The organism is Bhargavaea massiliensis (assembly GCF_050480245.1).
Lineage (GTDB): Bacteria > Bacillota > Bacilli > Bacillales > Anoxybacillaceae > Anoxybacillus.
The window spans coordinates 12,581-30,712 of the sequence record NZ_JBCNEQ010000013.1 but is presented as its reverse complement, the minus strand read 5'-3'; the positions used below and the strand labels follow the sequence as shown (position 1 = coordinate 30,712).

Sequence of the window (18,132 nt, the reverse complement as noted above, 5' to 3'; positions counted from 1 at the left end):
TATTGTGATTTTTAATAAATTAAATAACTATATATTGAGAACCGACAAGCAAAGGTGTCCGAACGGACTTAATAGGGAATCTGGTGCGAATCCAGAACTGTCCCCGCAACTGTGTGCGCAGACGAAATGGAAAAAACACCACTGTATATGTCAGCTGTTTGCGGCGCATATACGGGAAGGAATCCAAAGTAGGAAGAAGCGCGAGTCAGGAGACCTGCCTTGCTTGTATCGTTTCATATTCTTCGGGGATTGAGAAGATGAAACGATGGTGAAAGCATGCCTTTTTCCATCGTTTCATCCGCTCAACAAAAGCGGATGTTTTTATTTTATAAGGGGAAGGGATTTTACATGATGCATATAAAAGAACAAATGGAAGCGAATGAAGAAACGATTCGTACATTGATGTTTCATATTTTCAAAGACTTTCCACACTTATCAAGCGAGCGATACATCGAGCGTACCGCGCGGTCACTTACTCATACAACACGATACAATGACATCATCAATAAGCTCATTTTAAACGCGCTTGACGAAATCACAGTGGAACAGCCTGATTGGACGTTTGTTGCAGCACGGCTATATTTGCAACAGCTATATAATGAAGCAGCAATAAATCGCAGCTACGATGTGTCAGAAACATATCGTCGCTATTATGAATTGCAAACAATGCTCGTCGATCTTGGCATTTATGACTCATTTTTGCTTGAGCAATATACGAAAGAGGAGCTGCAAGAAGCGAGCACATGGATCGATCCGAAAAAAGATGAGCTATTTACATACATCGGCTTAAAAACGCTTGTTGATCGTTATTTAGCGAAAGGTTATAGCGGTGAAATTTACGAACTGCCTCAAGAGCGCTTTTTAACCATTGCGTTAACATTAATGGCGCATGAACAGTCAACGAGACGAATGGCGCTAGCTAAAGAAGCGTATTGGGCGTTATCGAATCAATATATGACGGTGGCTACACCAACATACGCAAACGCAGGCAAATCTTATGGCCAATTATCGAGTTGCTTTATTGATACAGTTGATGACAGCTTAATTGGCATTTATGAATCGAATACAGACATCGCTCGCCTCTCCAAAGGCGGCGGGGGAATCGGCGTCTATTTAGGAAAAATTCGCTCACGCAACTCGGACATTAAAGGATTCAAAGGCGTATCATCTGGCGTCATTCCATGGATGCGCCAATTAAACAATACAGCTGTATCGGTGGACCAATTAGGTACACGTCAAGGAAGCATCGCTGTGTACTTAGACGTTTGGCATAAAGACATTTTCTCATTTTTAGATGCCAAATTAAACAACGGCGACGAACGTCAAAAATGCCACGATTTATTTTATGGTGTTTGTATTCCCGACTTATTTATGGAACAGGTAGAAAAACGCGGAGATTGGTACTTATTTGACCCACACGAAGTGAAAAAAGTAATGGGTTGGAAAGATAAAAACGGCAATCCGTTAGGCCTCGAAGACTTTTATGATGAAGAGCGAGGACGTGGCTCCTTCCGCGAAAAATACGAAGAATGCGTCAATCATCCTCAGTTAAGCAAAGAGCGTGTGCCTGCCATTGAAATTATGAAACGGATTATGAAATCACAATTAGAGACAGGAACACCTTATATGTTTTACCGCGATGAAGCGAATCGCATGAACCCAAACAAACATGCAGGCATGATTTATTCAAGCAATTTATGTACGGAAATTATGCAAAATATGAGTCCAACAGTCGTAACAAAAGAGTATACGCAAGATGGTGAAATTATTATTCATAAAAAGCCAGGCGACTTTGTCGTTTGTAACTTATCAAGTATTCATCTCGCTCGCGCCGTACAACACAACGTATTAGAACGGTTGATTCCTATTCAAGTGCGCATGTTAGATAACGTCATCGACTTAAATGAAAAACGAATTGAAGTGTTGCAAGCTGTGATGACAAATAAAAAATATCGGGCAATCGGTTTAGGTGCATTTTCATGGCATCATTTATTAGCGCTGAAAGGAATCAAATGGAATAGTGAAGAAAGCGTAGAATTTGCTGATAAATTATTTGAGAAAATCGCTTATCTCACAATTAAAGCGAGCATGGAGCTAGCAAAAGAAAAAGGATCTTATCCAGCTTTTGAGGGATCTGATTGGCATACAGGAACATATTTTGAGCTTCGCGGTTATCATTCACACGATGAGCTAGACTGGGATGGCTTAAAACAACAAGTCATGGAATACGGGATTCGAAATGGGTATTTAATGAGTCCTGCGCCAAACGCTTCGACATCTGTATTAGCCAATGGAACCGCATCATGCGATCCTGTATTTAACCGTTTATATTTTGAAGAAAAGAAAAATTATAAAATCCCTGTAACCGTTCCTGATTTAAATGCCAAAACATTTTGGTTTTACGACAACGCTTACGAAGTCGATCAAAAAATGAGCATTCGCCAAAACGCGGCAAGACAAAAACATGTTGATCAGTCGTTGAGCTTTAATCTTTACGTATACAACACGATTAAAGCGAAAGATCTCCTTGATCTACACATGACCGCATGGAAAGAACGGTTAAAATCAACGTATTACGTTCGCAGCACAGCAGTAACGATTGAAGAATGCGATGTTTGCTCATCGTAGGAGGAAAAAGCATGAACGTTCTCATTTGCTATACATCCAAAACGGGAAACACAAAAGAAGTCGCCCTATTGATCGAAGAAGCTTTTCGCTCATATGGACATGCGGTGAAAACAATCAGTATTCAACATATATTCGCCATCGAATCGCTCATTGATCAAGCGGAATTACTATTATTCGGTTCATATACGTGGGGAAATGGGCAACTTCCAGAGGAGATGAAACAACTGCTGCGTTTCCTCATTAAAGAACGCAAACTTCCTTTGCCTCCTGTTGCGGTATTTGGCACAGGAGATCAAATGTGGCCGTACTATTGCCGTGCGGTCGATGAAATGGCATACCATTTACGAAAAGTCACACCGGTGCTCGGCACGCTAAAAATTGAGCAGTCGCCACGCGGACATCAACAACACTTGCCGGCTGTTTTCGTACAACAACTATTGCAGGAGGTCGAACGTTTTGTTATTGACGAAAGTAAAATTGTTGGAACCGTCGCATCCAAATAAGGCAACAAGCATTATAAACGGGAAAGCAAGCGGCATTTTAAACTGGAATGATATTAAATATAGCCATTTTTACGACATATACAAAATGTTGCTCGGCAACTTTTGGACGCCATTTGAAATTAACATGTCCGATGATATTAAACAATGGCATACGTTAAGCGAGCGAGAGCGCGATGCGTTTTTACACATTATCGGCTTGCTTTCGATTTTAGATTCTGTTCAACCGAACTTTATTGGTGCGATGAAAGAATACATTACTGATCCGAGTGTAAAAGCTATTTTTTCGATTATCGAACAGCAAGAAGTTGTCCATAATCAATCATACTCATACGTTCTTGCTTCGATCGAAAAATTATCCGAGCAACATCGCGCCTTTGAAATGGCGCGCACAAATCCGCACATTTATAAACGAAATGAACACGTCATTCGCATATATGAAGCATTTCGTGAACAACCGACTGTTGAAACATTTTGCCGAGCGCTCGTTGCTTCGCTCGTATTAGAAGGAATTAATTTTTATTCAGGGTTTGCCTTTTTTTACAACTTAGCACGAAATCAAAAAATGCTAAAAACATCAACGATGATTAGTTATATTAATAAAGATGAATTATGCCATAGCTACTTTATTTCCCAACTCGTACGCGCCGTGTTATGGGAAAATCCACATATTGATGAAGATGGAGCATTTTCTGCGTGGATATACGACTATATCGACGAAGCGATCCGTTATGAAACAGAATGGTCGCGCTTTGTGTTGCGCGATATGGATGGCATTGATGTCATCGAAATGGAGAAATATATTGAATATCTCGGAAATAAGCGATTGCGGATGCTTGGGTTAGACGATCGATACGATGCTGATGAAAATTGTATGCCTTGGATTCGTGTCTTTAGCGATGAAAATGTGAACTTAGGCAAAACCGACTTTTTCGAGGCGCGTCCACGTTCATACACAAAAACAACAGATATGAATGGGTTTGATGAATTGTAAAAAGGTGGGGATCCCCACCTTTTTACTCTAATGATCGTACATATGCCGCAATTTGCTTTATTTCTTCTTCGCTAAGCTCCTCTACTTCCTTTATCTGGTGACGTACAATAGCTTCTTCAATCGTGCTTGCGCTTCCGTCATGTAAATACGGGGCAGTCGCCCACACTCCACGCAATGTAGGAGTATCCCACTGCTTCGGAGTTCGAGGATTTTTAAATTGCGCACGTGCATCCCCGGACGATGAGCGATCGAGTACATTTTCTGTTCCGATATCGTGCAAAAACGATATTTGACCTGTTGTGAGCTGCCCATTGTTATCCACTGCTTTTACACTATCCGTAAAACACTTTCCTCCATGGCAAGTGAGGCAGTTCCCCTTTCCAAAAAACAGCTGCTCCCCTTTTTTTGCTATATGTGTTAAACTTCCATCTTTCTCTCGATAAGGGCTCTTTGGAACAGGAAATGAACTTGGATCATCCAAATATGCAAATAGCGCATCAAACATATGTTGCACATCAGGCGGTAACGGTTTACTTGGATCGTATTGCAACATCCCGCCCATCTCTCCTTGGACTGTATGAATATAGTCAGTAAAATCATCACGCGATCCGTCCCACATAAATAATCCTGTCTTCGTTGTTAATATGTTGCTTGGCACATTTCTTGGTCCTTTCGGTGTCATAAGCGTCAAGCCATTTATATCTCCGTCGCTATGACAAGATGCACAACTCATCCAATTATTTTTTGTTATCTCCGCTGCATATTCATCGCTATTTGCACTATAAAATATCTTTTTTCCTTCTCTTACAAGCGGTGGTAACGAATCTTGCGAAATTAGAGAAATATTTTTACCTATTTGTTTTGCTTTTGCATATGCTTGTTCACCGCCTGTTTTTACAATGGCAAGTTCATGACTCATCGCTTGATGAATATAAAGTGTTTCGCCATCCGAGGAAATGACAATTCCTCTCGGATTATCTCCTTGAATTCTGCGCAATACTTGCGTAGCATTTCCTCCACGGGCAAGGTCAAAAACGACAAGATCTTCACTGCCAGACATAATGGCATATGCTTTTTTTCCGTTTGGATGAAATGCTATATCGTACGGATTCGACACAATCATTGTTTCATTGTTTACATCTGTGACGTTGATTTCTTCAAATAATTCTTTTCTTTCATCTAACACTTCTTCATCAATATCTAAACGAATGACAGAAATAGCCGGAAAAATCGTCTCTTCAAAATGAATAGGTGTATCAACATTTGTTAATAAATGTGGCACGTATGCTTTTTTTCCATCAGGTGCAATAACAAACTGCTCTAACGTATTTGGGATGCCCTGACTTTTTTTTCGATCTTCTTGATCGGGTGAAGGTGCCAATGAAATTTGTTTAACGACTTTTTCTTTTTTTGTATCAATGACTGTAATTTTCCCTTGCAAATAATGTGGGACATATAGCTTTTTACCATCTGCCGTAATTGTAACCGTTCGAGGACGATCACCTACTCGAATGTCTTTTTTCACTTTTCCTGATTGCAAATCGACAATAGATAATGTGCCCGAACGGTAGTTAGCGACATATAACCATCGACCGTCTTGGCTCGTCACAAGGCCAAACGGTTCAATCCCTGTTTGAATATGCCCAATGACTCTTTGCTTTTTTAACGAAATAATATCAACTCGGTGGTCATACATACAGGACACATATAAAAATTGTTCATCAGGGCTTAATGTTAATTGCCGTGGCTCCCGTCCAACAGCAATTTCAGCCTTCTTCTTTTTTGTTTTCACATCGATAATTGTTACAGTAGGTACGTCTATATTTGCAACATACAATTCGTCTCCCGCTCGATTCATAACAATATTGTTGCTGTTTACTGCCACATCGCGAATCACTGTTTGTTTAGACATAAATACCGGTTGCTTAGCGCACGAAGCGAGAAAAAAAACAAAAAGAACTATGGCTAATTTTTTCATACTCATCCCCCACGCAGAAAAGGCGGCCGGCTTAGACGGTCCGCCTTTTACTTTTCTTTTACTTCAACATTTACAAGAATAGGAGCAATACCATACGGGCCATCTCCAGCTTGAACTTGTGGCACGTGATCTTTATCTGTGTTGCCAGATTGGTCGTCTTTTTTATACACATCCCCTGTATCCCAAAACTCACTTGCTTGCATTCCTTCTTTTATGCTCGGTCCATCGATGATGAGATTGTAAAAATCTACATATCGGGAAATAATTGTTTCGCGATCAAGCTCTTTTGGTTGTTGTTCATCTTGATCTATGTTGTTTAATTGGTTTATGGCTAAACGGAATATACTAGAAAGGGCGCCAGCCACAAACGGATCATATTTCATTTCACCTTTTGCCGTTTGATAAACATGCAATTTCTGATCCCAAAAATATCGATCCATGGCAACATAAATATTTCGTGCAGCTTCACGGTACTTCTCTTCTTTTGTAGCCAAAAAGGCTGCCGTTAACCCACGAATCGCTCCAAGTTGAGAAAGAAGCGTTGGTTCTGATTTATCTATCCCTTCTCCAATTGTAAACCCATTTGCGACAAGTCCATCTTCTCTTATTAATTTTTCAATGATGAAATCTGCTTGTTTATGAATAAGCTCGAGCGCTCGTTTTCCTTCCGCCGTGTGCAAACCTTCTGCTTCTTCTCCATTCGCATAGCCAACTGGCAAACCGTCAATTGCTCGTTGAAAAATACGAAGTGCTTCCATCGTATAACCAGCATCAAACGTGTTCATATACTTCCCTTGCTCAGTTCCGCTATGTTCTTCAACAAATATACCTAATTCATCATTGAAATGCATCGCATCAACGTTTTTAAAAACAGTCAGTAAAATATCTCGATTCACCGAATACGGATCGTCACTTTGTACATCATTATGAACATTTTCATCGATATTTTCATTTGGTGCTTTTGGATAAGGTTGACCATCAAAAACAGCTAAAAAGGCTGGATTTTGATTTTTGTTAGCCTCGCGCTGATCGGTCATACCAAAAAATTCAGCCGCTGGCCATAACATGAGCCATTGGTCTTGCAAAAAGCTACGTTTATCTTTCAAAATGAGTTGTTGAGCATCAGGTGCTTGATCATCTCCATTTTCAACAACTTCAACTTGATGTGGCAAATATACAAACCCTTTTTCCGACTCATAAGTTCCTTTGTTCAATGAAGTAAGCTTGTCATTTTTTGCATCATAAAATAAATGGTCACGAATAAACAACAACTTATTCCATATTTGCTCAGTTAAAATCATTCCTTGCATTCCATCAGCCGAACTAACTCCTAATGCGATATTTGAATGCTGATCATCATTTGCCGTTTTTGCCTCTATTTCCTCGTCCTTATCAACTGTATGGAACGCACTTAAAAAGTCACCAGCCCATAAAGCTTGTTTTAAAAACGTTGCTCCGTAAGCCGCAGGAACAAGCATTTTATTCATTTTTTCACGAGCCCATCGCAACGTTTGAAAATCTACTTGGTACACTGGGACGTACGTACCGTCATCATTTTCTGCATATACGTCTGTATCTACTTGTTGTATGTAATGTGGATCCCCACTTTCATACTCAATTAATGTAGGAAACATATTGCGAAATATTTCTTCGCGTGGATATCCAACTTGATCAGCAAGTAAATAAAAACGTTCAGCTAATACTTCATGACTTTCTTTTCCGCTTTGTTTCGCTAATTTTTTTGCTATAGGACCGTGAATAAGATGCAAACCGAGCCCTGACTTTTCCGTTACCTCATACATGGCTTCCTCAGAATACTCGTAAGACTCTACACCTGCAATATAATCAAACTCGGTCGGTTCATTTATTTTTCGAACATCCAACAAATCTAAATCTAATCCTAACCCTTCTGCTAAAGGTTCACCAGACAGCTCAAACTCTGAATACGCAAACATATTTCCGGCGGTTCGAAACGTATAATCTGTCACAGGAACTTGGATAGTTTTTTTTGTCTCTTCTTTCTTTTTTATCGTTTGTTCAGCACAGCCGCTAACAACTAGCGACGATGATAAAGCAATGGCTGAACCGATTTTCATCCATTTCCCCATACTTCCCTCTCCCTAAAACTGAAATTCATTATCATTATATATTTATGACTTGATGCACATGTCTTGGCAAGCAAAAATGTATGACACGATTCTCTGTCATATGGTAAATATAAACTTTTTCTAGTTTTACTTTAAAATGATTTTCAAACATGCGCATTGCTTTTGAAAGCGAAATTGCATCAACTATAAAAATGTTCATACATGACGGGACAACGCCTGTTTCAGACGTACATGATGCTGTAATAAATGCATCGTGCGCATCTAATATGTGAACAAACGAACGATCATTAGCAACGAAACGAAGCAAATAGTCGGTCATTTGTGCAATCATTTTATAATATGTAACGGGAGAATCAAAAGAAGCGATCGAAAACGATGATGTTGCCCGTTCAATTCCTTTTAGCAACGTAAGCGATGAACGATGAGGTGGAGATATGTTGTAATGATAAGCTAACACTTCATTCATAAACGATTGCCACAATGTCATCTCCCCCTTAATTCCCTTGTTTCAATTCCTCCATTTGTTGAATAACGAATTGAATGGAACTCCATGAACGCTTTACAAAATAGATAGGCTTATGTTGATCCTTCGCTTTTTGCTTAATGACTTTCGCTAAATTATGGTTAATATAATCTGTCATGACAAATACGATATCGACATGCTCTGGAATTTGTCGTTTCACCATGTTCACTTTGCGGCCATCTAAATGAATAATCTCCTTAAATCCTGAGTTTTTTAATTTATCGGTAATGTTTCCTAAATGATCAGCACCAACAACTAATAATGACGACATATAACTCCCTCCGATTTTTTGTTTTATGTTACACAACTTCATTCTAATTGAGAATGATTATCTATGTCAACATTTAATCATAAAAAATTCCCCTTGTTTTTGCTCATTTTTTCATGTTATGTGTCGCTAATCTTTTGTCTACACTAACAACAGCATAAGGAAAGGAGGGAACAATCATGGCCAAAGATGTACTTTGTGAAGTGCAAAACTGTCAGTTTTGGTCACAAGGCAATCGATGTAGTGCAGAAGCTATCTATGTCGTAAGCCATGCTGGCCCAACAGCAACAAGTTCGACTGAAACAGACTGTAAAACGTTCCAACCAAACAGGTAACACCCCCCCTTGCTTACGGCAAGGGGGTTTTCCAGTTTTTACACGTTAAAAACAATGAATAGACACATTTTTTTAAAATTATCGCCACAGTTTCGCAACATTTCTCTCATCTCTTTTTCACGTGTTATGGTTATTCTTATACATATGAAAAAATACTTAACATGTTGGAGGGGGATATATGAGCGACGTACTTTTGCTTAGCCGTTTTCAATTTGCGATTACGGTTTTTTATCATTTTCTATTCGTTCCACTGACGATCGGTCTCATTGTTTTAATTGCATGGATGGAAACACAACATGTACGAACAAAAAATCCGCTTTATCGACAAATGGCAGATTTTTGGGGGAAATTGTTTGCTATTAACTTCGTCCTTGGCGTAGTCACAGGCATTACGATGGAATTTCAATTTGGTACAAACTGGTCTGAGTATTCGAAATATATGGGGGATATTTTCGGATCTCCACTCGCCATTGAAGCGCTCGTTGCTTTCTTTTTAGAATCAACATTTATGGGGATTTGGCTATTTGGGAAGGACAAAATTTCTCCAAAGCTTCGTGCGTTTTCGATTTGGATGGTTGCGCTCGGTACAAACATTTCAGCACTTTGGATTATTACAGCAAACGGGTTTATGCAAAATCCGGTCGGGTATATTGAGAGAAACGGTCGCATCGAACTACAAAACTTTTGGGAAGTTGTGACGAATCCATATGCTTGGCATATGTTCGTTCATACCGTCGTCAGCTGTTATATCGTTGGAGCGTTTTTTGTGATGGCTGTTAGCGCATGGCATTTGTTGCGTAAGCAGCATGTCGTATTTTTCGAAAAATCGTTTAAGTATGCACTTATTCTAGGTCTTATCGCGACAACAGCAACACCATTTATCGGTCATAAATCAGCATCGTTTGCGGCAAAAATGCAGCCTGCTAAAGGAGCAGCACTAGAAGCTGTTTGGGAAACGAAAGAGGGGTTACCTTTTCATATTATTCAAATTCCGGATCCAAAAAACGAACGAAATATCGTTGAATTTTTAACAATTCCGAAGCTCGGAAGTTACTTTTATACGCATTCGTTTGATGGAAAAGTCGTTGGATTTGATCAAATTCCGAAAGACGAACGACCGAACGTCAACATTGTGTTTTACTCATTTCGATTAATGGTCGCACTCGGACTATATTTCGTCGCTTTATGTTGGTATGGGTTTTACTTGTATCGTAAAAATAAATTAATTGAATCAAAACGCTTCTTAAAGGTAGTCATGTATTCCGTTTTGTTACCGTACGTTGCGATCAATGCTGGCTGGGTCGTTGCGGAAGTCGGACGTCAACCGTGGACTGTTTATGGTCTCATGCGTACAGCTGAGGCAGTATCGCCAATCTCGCTCTCACAAATCCTTTTCTCGCTCGTCAGCTTAGTCGTGTTTTATACGATTTTGCTTATTGCTGACGTGTACTTAATGTTGAAATATGCAAAAAAAGGACCGTACACATCCGCGGCTACGAAAGGTGGGGAAATGCAACATGTCTCATGAAACAGTTGCGATCATTTGGTTTGGTCTATGGGGACTTATTTGGACAGTTTACTTCATTTTAGATGGATATACGCTTGGTACAGGAATTTTATTTCCATTTTTAGCGAAAAATCGCCAAGAGCGAAATCAGCTCCAAGAAGCTGTTGGACCGTTTTGGGGTGGAAATGAAGTATGGTTAATTACAGCTGGGGGAGCAACATTTGCTGCATTTCCGGCCGTTTATGCAGATTTATTTAGCTTCTTATATACGCCGATGATGCTTATTTTATTCGCGCTCTTTTTCCGTGCTGCTGGATTGGAATTTATGCATAAAGACGATGCACCGCTTTGGCAAAAAAGCTGGAAATGGGCATTTACAATTAGCAGTTTTGCTTTAGCGCTGCTGTTCGGAGTCGCCTTTGCTAATTTGTTTTACGGTTTAAAAATTGGTCCTTCTGGATATGAAGGAACATTTTTCAGCTTACTTCATCCGTACGGTCTGTTAGGCGGACTTTTGTTTATAAGTTTATTTATCGTCTCTGGCGCCTTATGGGTGATGATCAAGACGGTTGGAGATGTGGCTGAACGAGCGTATACAGTTGCTCGTCCAGCTGCTGTGGTGGCAGCAGTTGTATTATCGCTTTTTTTCGTTGCAACAAGCAATCAGACAACGTTATTTCATAACTTCACGGAAGCACCTATTCTTTGGATCGTCCCAGCGCTTACTTTCGTATGTGCATTACTTATGTTATTGTTCGTTTGGCAAAAACGAATTGGACTTGCGTTTGCGAACATTTGCCTAACCATTTTCACGCTTATGGCAACCGGTTTTATCGGCATGTTCCCAAACATGCTTCCCTCACGCATCAATGATGAATATAGCACAACGCTTTTTGAAGCTGAAGGTAGCGAATTAAACTTAAAAATTATGCTCGGTGTAGCGATCGTCATGGTTCCGATCGTCATTGGCTATCAGCTTTGGAGCTATAAACTATTTAAAGAAAAAATCACAAAAGAGACAGCAAAAGGCTATCAATAAGAGGAGGTTTTTTACGCCTCCTCTATCCATTTTTTTAGCTCATGGCGCATCAGTTTATTTGCGGCATTGCGTGGTAAATGATTAACGAATCGAATCCGCTTAGGTACTTTATATTTTGCAAGTTTGTTCATACAAAACTGTCTTAATTGTTCTTCTGTTGTCATCTGATCCCCCAACACAACGAACGCAAATGGCACTTGTCCCCATCTTTCATCAGGAACGCCAATGACACCTGCTTCTTTAACCGCCTCATGTTGCAAAAGCACCGCTTCAATTTCAGCCGGATACACATTTTCCCCCCCAGAAATAATTAAGTCTGAGCGGCGGTCAAGCACATATAAAAACCCCTCTTCATCCATATACCCGATGTCTCCTGTATATAACCAACCATCTTTTAAAACCGCGTTCGTTTCCTGTTCGTTCTGCCAATACCCTTTCATGACGCTCGGACCTTTTACAACAATTTCGCCTGCTTCGTTCGCGTTCAGTTGTTTTCCTTCTTTTTCAATGCGAATGTGCATGTGAAAAAGTGGCTTTCCCGCTGAACCATGTTTATGGCGAGCATCTGGAGATAGTGTAGCAACCTGAGAAGCAGTCTCCGTCATGCCGTACGTTTGATATACAGGAATATTCCAACGTACACACGATTGCAGTAAAGGTTGTGGTACTGGACCACCGCCAACAAGCATGCAACGAAACGTTGGAGGATATGGTTTGTTCAACTCTCGAACCATCTGTTGCACCATTGTGCTGACAGCGGACATCATCGAAATTTTCCCTTGAAAAATAAGCTCATTGATACGTTCCGCATCAAACGACGGCACAATGTAAACACCGATTCCATAAATGACGCTACGCATTAAAATCGATAAGCCACTCACATGAAAAAAAGGAACGGCTGCAAGCCAACAATCATTTTCACGCAATCCAAGATTAAGCACAGAGCCAATTGCACTCCACCAATGATTTCCGTATGTTTGCATAACACCTTTCGGCTTCCCTGTCGTCCCTGATGTGTACATAATGGTTGCTACATCATCAAGATTGTACATCGTTTGCCATTCTCCATCTCGTTCACCGATTTGAGCAAACTCATTCCATTGTATTGCTCGTTCATCCTGAAACAACTCATCACAAATGACAAAACGTGCTCCGCTATGTTCTAGTTGCCACTTCACTTCTTCAACAGATAAACGTACATTTTGTAACAAAACAATTGCACCAATATAATGAAGAGCGTGAATAACTTCGACCATATGTACACTATTTTTCATCAAAACGGCTACAACGTCTCCTTTTTTTACACCAAGATATACAAATTGCCTTGCTCGTTTTACCGTCCGCTCATGAAGCTCAGCAAATGAAATCACTTGCGTATCATCATATAGCGCTACACGATTCGGAGTTAAATGTGCACGTTGACGTAACCAATTTGGGATCATCTTCACACCACCTTCAAAAAAACAGCTTGATGTGCACACATCAAGCTGTTGTCATTTTTACGGAAAACGCGGAAACTGCTTGAAGTTCGGTTTCCGTTTTTCTTTAAATGCATCGCGTCCTTCTTTTGCTTCGTCTGTTGTATAGTAAAGTAGCGTTGCATCTCCTGCCAATTGTTGAATGCCTGCTAGTCCATCTGTATCTGCATTAAACGCAGCTTTCAAGAAACGAATGGCTGTCGGGCTTTTTTCTAAAATTTCTTCCGCCCATTTCACCGTTTCTTCCTCTAACTGTTCAAGTGGAACAACTTTATTGACTAATCCCATTTCTAACGCTTCTTGTGCATTATATTGACGACATAAATACCAAATTTCACGCGCTTTTTTATGGCCGACAATACGCGCTAAATAACCAGCACCGTACCCACCATCAAAGCTGCCCACTTTCGGTCCTGTTTGTCCAAAAATCGCGTTGTCTGCTGCAATCGTTAAATCACATACGACATGCAACACATGGCCGCCACCAATCGCATAACCCGCAACCATCGCAATAACTGGTTTTGGAATGATGCGAATTAATCGTTGCAAGTCTAACACATTTAAGCGCGGGATTTGATCATCACCAACATATCCACCATGTCCACGCACTTTTTGGTCGCCGCCAGAGCAAAATGCTTTACCACCTGCTCCTGTTAAAATAATGACACCAATATTCGCATCATCGCGAGCATACGCAAACGCATCAATTAACTCCATAACCGTTTTTGGACGGAACGCGTTATGTACTTCGGGACGATTAATTGTTATTTTCGCAATACCATTGTACGTTTCATACAAAATATCTTCATATTCTCTTTCTTTTACCCATTCAATCGACATGCAATGAACCTCCTCTTAACACAAATTGTTGAACAAGCGAACGAAACCGTTCACGTTGCTCTACATGCACAACATGTCCAGCATTCGGAACGGTGACAAGCGTTCCGTTTGGTAATAATTGTACCATTTCTGACGCGATTCGACAAAACTTTTCATCATCTTCTCCACAAATCAACAATGTCGGCATCGTCAATTGATGCAACGCTCCCCACCAAGAAGGTTGCGCTCCTGTCCCCATGCCGCGCAAACTATTGGCTAATCCGACAACCGTATGCTGTAACCGCTCTTCTCGTAACTGCTTTTGCACATCCTTTGGCAATTGTTGAAGCGAAGAAAACAACGGAATTTTCTCCCATTGATCAACAAACGATGCAACCCCATGTTGTTCAATAAACTGCGCTAATCGTTCATCTTCTTCACACCGCTTTATTCGCTCTTCTTCCGTTTTTAGTCCCGGGGAACTACTTTCTAATATTAATGTTTGAACGTACTGCGGATAACGAATCGCAAACGTTAACGCAAGCCGCCCCCCCATTGAATATCCAAGCACATGAGCTTTTTTTATTCCTAATCGATCAAACAACATCGCAATATCTTTCGCCACTGTTTCAATATCGTAGCGCTGTATAGCAGCTGGAGCATCCGTTCGTCCGTGGCCAAGAATGTCGATGGCGATGCATTGCATATGTTGGCCCCAAGTTGAAATAAACGGATGCCACGTTTGACAGCTGCCTGTAAATCCGTGTAGTAACAACAGCGGTTGTCCACTTCCGTACATTTCTACATAGTACGTTTGCCCATAAATGACAAACTTCATGCCCATTCCCCTTTATTCAACAAGTTGGACATTTCCTGGGAAACATCTTTCCACAATTTCCGATGAATTTTGACATTATACTCACGTGATGAAGGAACTTCAATAACATTTAGTGTTGGCCGAGCTAGAGCGTCCATCACCGCACAACGAAATTGCTCCCACGTTTCTACTTTTTCATAATGTCCATCATACATATTTACGACATGCTGAAACGATAAATCGGTCGGTGTACCAAATAGCCGTTCAAAATGTTTTGGTTCATTTGCTTGTGGCAAAAAGGAGAAAATGCCTCCGCCATTATTATTTAAGACGATAATTGTCGCATGTAGCTGTTGCAATTTTGCAGCAAGTAAACCATTTAAATCGTGATAAAATGACAAGTCGCCGATAACTAACACAAGTGGTTGAGCAACGTAACTTGCCCCAAGAGCGCTTGATACAACTCCGTCAATTCCGTTTGCTCCACGATTCGCTAATAAACGAATGCGTTTGTGTGAGGACATAAAAAACGTGTCGGCATCGCGAATGGGCATGCTATTTCCAACGAAAAGGGTCGCATCGTCAGGTAATAGCTGAGCAAGTTCAATAAATATTTTCCCTTCAAACATCTCTTTTTCATCTTTCGCTTGTAGCAATATTTGTTTCGCATGCGCATTCATTTGCTGCCATTGGCTTACCCATTGTGACGAACGAGTAGCAGTAGAAGCACGTTTAGCTAACTCATGACAAAATTGCACCTCGTTCGCCTCAACGAGCGCATGAAGCAATAATGTCGGATCGCGCCATTGCCCCGCTTCATCGACAACGATTTGTTTCACTTGTTTATGATGCTGCAACCAAAGATAGAGCGATTTAGATACAGGCATCGCACCAAAACGAATGACGACATCTGGAACAAAATGATTTGCAAACGTTTCACATTTCAACATCGCATCGTATGATTCAATGATCCACCGTTTTTCATGTGTACCTGTTCGCAACGAAGAAAGAGGATCAGCTAAAATAGGATATTGCAACGCTTCTGCTAACTTTACAACCGCGTCAGAAAATCCTTCGATATGCAAATCTCCACATATAATAACCCCTTTTTCGACACCGCTCAACTCCGCATACAACTCATCGATCATTTCTTCACAAAGATGCTTGTTTCCTTTATATACGATGCGAGCTGAAGAAGATGGCGAAAACAGCGGCTCATTGATCGTTGGAACGAGCGGTTCACGCAACGGAACGTTAATATGCACCGGTCCTTTCGGAACAGACGATGCAACGGATACAGCACGGGCTGCGACCATTTCTGCATAACGAATCATTTGCTCGTTTCCTTCTGGGAGAGCCATATCTACGAACCATTTTACATATGAACCGTACACATGCAGTTGATCGATCGCTTGCGGCGCTCCGACATCACGCAGTTCATGGGGGCGATCGGCCGTGATCACAACGAGCGGAACACGTGCATAATAAGCTTCAATGATTGCTGGATAATAATTTGCCACAGCAGTGCCTGACGTACAAACGAGAGCAACTGGATTCCCAGAAGCTTTAGCGATGCCTAACGCAAAAAAAGCAGCAGAACGTTCGTCAATATGAACATGAATATTTAACGTTGGATGTTCAGCCATAACCATCGCAAGAGGGGTGGAACGAGAACCTGGGCTAATTACAACTTGTCGGACGCCCATATGAGCTAATTGCTCAACAAATGCTGCAACATATGCGGTCATTTCATTCATCTTTGTTCCCCCTCTAGCGCTAATAACATCGCTTTAAATTTTACATTTGTTTCTTCATATTCACTACGCGGATCAGAGTGAGCAACAATGCCACATCCAGCAAACAAATGAGCTTCATTTGTATCAAGCAATGCCGAACGAATCGCTACCGCAAATTCCCCATTTCCATCCGCGTCAACCCAACCAATCGGAGCCGCATACCATCCACGATCAAGCGGCTCGATCTCCCGAATCGTTTGTACCGCTTTTTCTTTCGGAAATCCTCCAAGCGCAGGAGTTGGATGAAGACGCTCAACAAGCGAAAAAATAGAAATTCCTTCCTTCACTCGCCCATGCACAGGTGTATACAAATGTTGAATATGTCTCATTTTTAAAAGGGTTGGTTCACTCGGAACAACAACCTCCGTACACACTTCATTCATCGCCTGTTCAATCATGTCGACCACGAATGCATGCTCGCGACGATTTTTGTCATCTGCTAGCAACCTTTGTCCGAGCTCTTCATCTTCTTTTATCGTATGCCCACGACGAATGGATCCTGCCAAACAAGCTGTTTCACATATTTTTCCGTCCTTTTTAACAAGTTGTTCCGGAGAAGCACCAATGAAGCAAGCAGATCCACTTTCAAACGCAAAAATGTAGCTCCTCGGCTGTTGTTCATGCAATGAGCGTAACACATGAGAACGATCAATTCGCTCAGAAAAAGAAAGAAATAGCTCGCGCGCTAACACCACTTTTTCAATCATTCCACTCTGAATGAGATCGGTTGCATGATGAACAGCATGCATCCAACGATCACGTGCGACTTCCTCTTTTTCGACAACGTAAGCACGATGCCATTCAATATCATCATGTATTGTAAATAGCGAATCGATCATTTCTTCGAGCTGATCGAGCGATTCATGAACAACATTGACTGTTAACCACGTTTCATCTCGCTGCTTTGTTAACAAAAATGTAGGCACAACAAACTGAGCAGAAGGAAAGTCGTTCCAATGTTCAGCCGACCGTTTTAGCGGGTCAAAAGCAAATCCCCCAAACACAAGCGGACCTTTTCCTTCAATAAAAGCATCTTCTACCATTTGTCGCCATGCACTTTCCACTTCACGAAACCGTTCTTTCGTCTTTTCTTCGCTTTTTATAACATGCGCATGACCTAGTCCAACAAACGTTCGTTCATGCGAATAGTCTGACCAATAAAAGCGTTGCCCACAAAATAACGTTTCACCAGCAGCGAAAAAAGCGAGCGGATCGATTTGTTCCATTTTAACGGTGACGCCAACCATATGCTTTTTTTTCGTAAATGCATTACGCAATTGGTCAATAACTTTGTTTTGATATAAAGTAACCACCTTGTATCACGCCTATACTTAAACTTTTT

15 protein-coding genes and 1 riboswitch are annotated in these 18,132 nt (G+C 40.9%); of the genes, 6 read left to right on the top strand and 9 right to left on the bottom strand.

Annotated features, from left to right (window positions below; genetic code table 11):
* Nucleotides 1–35 precede the first annotated feature (35 nt).
* A riboswitch (cobalamin riboswitch) is annotated at nt 36–235 on the top strand.
* Nucleotides 236–348: 113 nt separating this feature from the next.
* The 3 genes from ABEV15_RS03475 to ABEV15_RS03465 are packed head-to-tail and all read left to right on the top strand — an operon-like array spanning nt 349 to nt 4,122.
* Nucleotides 349–2,628 carry a ribonucleoside-diphosphate reductase subunit alpha gene (locus ABEV15_RS03475; RefSeq protein ID WP_498852361.1) on the top strand — a complete coding sequence of 760 codons (2,280 nt, stop codon included), beginning with the start codon at nt 349–351 and terminating at the stop codon, nt 2,626–2,628.
* A gap of 11 nt (nt 2,629–2,639) precedes the next feature.
* The gene (locus ABEV15_RS03470; RefSeq protein WP_429630332.1) at nt 2,640–3,131 is read left to right on the top strand and encodes a flavodoxin domain-containing protein; all 492 of its coding nucleotides are present in this window, start codon (nt 2,640–2,642) and stop codon (nt 3,129–3,131) included.
* Nucleotides 3,085–4,122 carry a ribonucleotide-diphosphate reductase subunit beta gene (locus ABEV15_RS03465; protein WP_498852360.1) on the top strand — a complete coding sequence of 346 codons (1,038 nt, stop codon included), beginning with the start codon at nt 3,085–3,087 and terminating at the stop codon, nt 4,120–4,122. The genes ABEV15_RS03470 and ABEV15_RS03465 overlap by 47 nt, the downstream gene beginning before the upstream one ends.
* A 22-nt stretch (nt 4,123–4,144) precedes the next feature.
* Here the strand turns inward: ABEV15_RS03465 and ABEV15_RS03460 are convergent, their stop codons facing one another.
* From ABEV15_RS03460 to ABEV15_RS03445, 4 genes are read right to left on the bottom strand one after another with little or no spacing between them, the layout of a single operon-like run.
* Nucleotides 4,145–6,100 (bottom strand): cytochrome D1 domain-containing protein, encoded by a 1,956-nt coding sequence (locus tag ABEV15_RS03460; protein ID WP_498852359.1) that lies wholly within the window; start codon nt 6,098–6,100, stop codon nt 4,145–4,147.
* 47 nt (nt 6,101–6,147) lie between these two features.
* On the bottom strand, nt 6,148–8,208 hold the full coding sequence (locus tag ABEV15_RS03455; RefSeq protein WP_498852358.1) for a hypothetical protein: 2,061 nt from the start codon (nt 8,206–8,208) through the stop codon (nt 6,148–6,150).
* A 34-nt stretch (nt 8,209–8,242) separates the two neighbouring features.
* Nucleotides 8,243–8,695, bottom strand: a complete 453-nt coding sequence (locus tag ABEV15_RS03450) for a diverged REC-like domain-containing protein (protein WP_498852357.1) — start codon at nt 8,693–8,695, stop codon at nt 8,243–8,245.
* A gap of 7 nt (nt 8,696–8,702) precedes the next feature.
* A complete protein-coding gene (locus tag ABEV15_RS03445; protein WP_498852356.1) occupies nt 8,703–9,002 on the bottom strand; it encodes a DUF2325 domain-containing protein in 300 nt (99 codons plus the stop codon).
* Between the two features lie 176 nt (nt 9,003–9,178).
* Here ABEV15_RS03445 and ABEV15_RS03440 point away from each other — a divergent pair, with 176 nt between their 5' ends.
* The 3 genes from ABEV15_RS03440 to cydB all read left to right on the top strand — a co-directional run bounded on the left by ABEV15_RS03440 (nt 9,179) and on the right by cydB (nt 11,880).
* A complete protein-coding gene (locus ABEV15_RS03440) occupies nt 9,179–9,334 on the top strand; it encodes a DUF1540 domain-containing protein (protein WP_498852355.1) in 156 nt (51 codons plus the stop codon).
* A gap of 178 nt (nt 9,335–9,512) precedes the next feature.
* Nucleotides 9,513–10,862, top strand: coding sequence for a cytochrome ubiquinol oxidase subunit I (locus ABEV15_RS03435; RefSeq protein ID WP_429630336.1), 1,350 nt, complete (start codon nt 9,513–9,515; stop codon nt 10,860–10,862).
* Entirely contained in the window at nt 10,852–11,880 is a 1,029-nt protein-coding gene (gene cydB, locus ABEV15_RS03430) for a cytochrome d ubiquinol oxidase subunit II (RefSeq protein WP_498852354.1), read from the top strand. The genes ABEV15_RS03435 and cydB overlap by 11 nt, the downstream gene beginning before the upstream one ends.
* 11 nt (nt 11,881–11,891) lie before the next feature.
* Here cydB and ABEV15_RS03425 read toward each other — a convergent pair whose 3' ends face one another.
* From ABEV15_RS03425 to ABEV15_RS03405, 5 genes are read right to left on the bottom strand one after another with little or no spacing between them, the layout of a single operon-like run.
* The gene (locus tag ABEV15_RS03425; RefSeq protein ID WP_429630338.1) at nt 11,892–13,322 is read right to left on the bottom strand and encodes an o-succinylbenzoate--CoA ligase; all 1,431 of its coding nucleotides are present in this window, start codon (nt 13,320–13,322) and stop codon (nt 11,892–11,894) included.
* 57 nt (nt 13,323–13,379) lie between these two features.
* A complete protein-coding gene (gene menB / locus ABEV15_RS03420) occupies nt 13,380–14,198 on the bottom strand; it encodes a 1,4-dihydroxy-2-naphthoyl-CoA synthase (protein WP_429630340.1) in 819 nt (272 codons plus the stop codon).
* A complete protein-coding gene (menH, locus tag ABEV15_RS03415) occupies nt 14,188–15,015 on the bottom strand; it encodes a 2-succinyl-6-hydroxy-2,4-cyclohexadiene-1-carboxylate synthase (RefSeq protein ID WP_498852353.1) in 828 nt (275 codons plus the stop codon). The genes menB and menH overlap by 11 nt, the downstream gene beginning before the upstream one ends.
* Entirely contained in the window at nt 15,012–16,751 is a 1,740-nt protein-coding gene (menD, locus tag ABEV15_RS03410) for a 2-succinyl-5-enolpyruvyl-6-hydroxy-3-cyclohexene-1-carboxylic-acid synthase (RefSeq protein ID WP_498852352.1), read from the bottom strand. The genes menH and menD overlap by 4 nt, the downstream gene beginning before the upstream one ends.
* The gene (locus ABEV15_RS03405) at nt 16,748–18,103 is read right to left on the bottom strand and encodes an isochorismate synthase (protein WP_498852351.1); all 1,356 of its coding nucleotides are present in this window, start codon (nt 18,101–18,103) and stop codon (nt 16,748–16,750) included. Before ABEV15_RS03405 ends, menD begins: the two co-directional genes overlap by 4 nt.
* Between the last annotated feature and the right edge of the window lie 29 nt (nt 18,104–18,132).